Source organism: Kocuria sp. CNJ-770 (assembly GCF_001942375.1).
Lineage (GTDB): Bacteria > Actinomycetota > Actinomycetes > Actinomycetales > Micrococcaceae > Kocuria > Kocuria oceani.
Genome location: NZ_MKJW01000019.1, coordinates 3047 through 5035, shown reverse-complemented (window position 1 = coordinate 5035; position 1989 = coordinate 3047). Strand labels below are relative to the sequence as shown.

Annotated in this window: 2 protein-coding genes; both read left to right on the top strand. The window is 69.9% G+C overall.

Annotated features, from left to right (window positions below; all coding sequences use genetic code 11):
* Window positions 1-480: 480 nt before the first annotated feature.
* Window positions 481-735, top strand: a complete 255-nt coding sequence (locus BJF77_RS21230; RefSeq protein WP_255396069.1) for an isoprenylcysteine carboxylmethyltransferase family protein — start codon at window positions 481-483, stop codon at window positions 733-735.
* Window positions 736-924: 189 nt separating this feature from the next.
* A partial coding sequence (locus BJF77_RS00900) for an Nramp family divalent metal transporter (protein WP_187347230.1) occupies window positions 925-1989 on the top strand: 1065 nt, incomplete at its 3' end.

The window sequence follows — 1989 nt, the reverse complement described above, 5'->3', positions numbered from 1 at the left end:
GGGAACCCCTGGGTCGCCCACGGAACCATCCGCCGAGCGACAAGACCCCATGGCGCGCTGCGACAGAAGGAGGCTTCCAGGGCGGACATCTTTGGCATGGTCTCCACCTTTCGGCGCACGCATCGTGTCCGCCGAGCCTAGTTCCACGATCGACGGCAGTGAACCGTCCAGGCAGGAGGTGGGGCAATCTGGCCGTTCACTCCTCCCGGGGCGGGGCGCGAGGGAGCCGGGGTCCCGTCGTGGGGCTGAGCTCAGCCGGTGGGTGAGCCCTGGTCCTCGGCGCGGCCGGACCCGCCTTTGCCCTCACCGGCACCGTGGCCGCACCCCGGCTCCCGCAGGTTTTCCCCTGGGCCGGGGCGGTCGTCACCGTGGTGGGTTTCCTCGGTGTGCTGGCCGCCCAGGCCGGCATGGGCGCCTCCTGGCGGGGGGGGTGTAGATGCCACCGAGCGGACCGAGCTGGTCGCCACCGGGGCTTTCGCCGTGGTCCGCAACCCGATTTTCGCCGCGATGCTCACCACCCTGGCCGGCCTGACCCTCCTGGTGCCCACTGCGGTCACGGCAGCGGCGTGGCTGTGCCTGCTGGTGGCCGTGGAGCTGCAGGTCCGTCTCGTCGAAGAGCCCTACCTGCTGAGCACCCACCGACAGGCCTACGCCTCCTACGCCGCTCATGTCGGCCGGTTTATGCCCGGTCTCGGCCGACTCCGCCGCATATCCCTGGGCGAGCAGATCTCCTGAACCCAAGACACCCCCACTGGCTGACAGTTCCCCCACCCCAGGAGGCCAGCACCGTCCGGAGTTCCATGCCCCTGTGATCGGCTGTCGAGGCGCCCAGCCCCTCCTGCGCGCACGTCTGGGGGCATGACCAAGCCCTCGAGGCCAGGCCCCCATTCCCCGCGCCGGAAAGTTCGTATAGCTTAACTTTCTATGAGGACCGGGACCGGGCGCACCGGCTCAACAGGTGTTGCCGCCACTTCCCCAGGAGAGCGGTGGGTGCGCCGCCAACCGCTGCCCTGGTTGTTGGGTCCAGCCTTCGTGGCCGCGGTCGCCTACGTGGACCCGGGCAACGTCGCGGCGAACCTCACCGCCGGCGCCCAGTACGGGTACCTGTTGGTGTGGGTGCTGGTGGCCGCCAACATCATGGCCGTGCTCATCCAGTACCTCTCGGCCAAGGTCGGGCTGGTCACCGGATCGAGCCTGCCCGAGCTGCTGGGCGACCGCCTGCCCCGAGGCCGGCGGCTGGCCTACTGGGTCCAGGCCGAGCTGGTGGCCGCGGCCACGGACCTGGCCGAGGTGATCGGCGGGGCGATCGCCCTGCACATCCTTTTCGGGATTCCCCTGCTGGCCGGGGGCGTGATCGTCGGGGTGATCTCGATGCTGCTGCTGCTCCTCCAGACCCACCGAGGTCCCCGGTTCTTCGAGTTCGTCGTGACCGGCCTACTGGCGATCGTCACCGCCGGTTTCGTCACCGGCTTGTTCTTCGGTCCCGTGTCCTGGGATGAAGCCGTCGCCGGGATCGTCCCACGATTCGACGGCACCCCGACGGTCCTGCTAGCCGCCAGCATGCTCGGAGCCACCGTGATGCCCCATGCCATCTACGCTCACTCCGCTCTGGCCCGTGATCGCCATGGGCACTCGGTGCCTACCGAGGCCCTGCCGCGGCTGTTGACTGCCACCCGGTGGGACGTGCTGCTGTCCCTGCTCGTGGCCGGGTCGGTGAACATCGCGATGCTGCTCCTGGCCGCGGGCAACCTCGCCGGAGTGCCGGGCACCGACAGCATCGAAGGAGCCCATGCGGCGATCACCGCCGCCCTGGGCCCGGCCGTCGGGGTCGCCTTCGGCATCGGGTTACTGGCCTCCGGGCTGGCCTCGACCTCGGTGGGCTCCTACGCCGGATCAGCGATCATGGGCGGGTTGCTGCACGTGCGCATCCCGGTGTTCACCCGCCGGCTGATCACCCTGATCCCGGCCCTGGTCATCATCGCCGTCGGG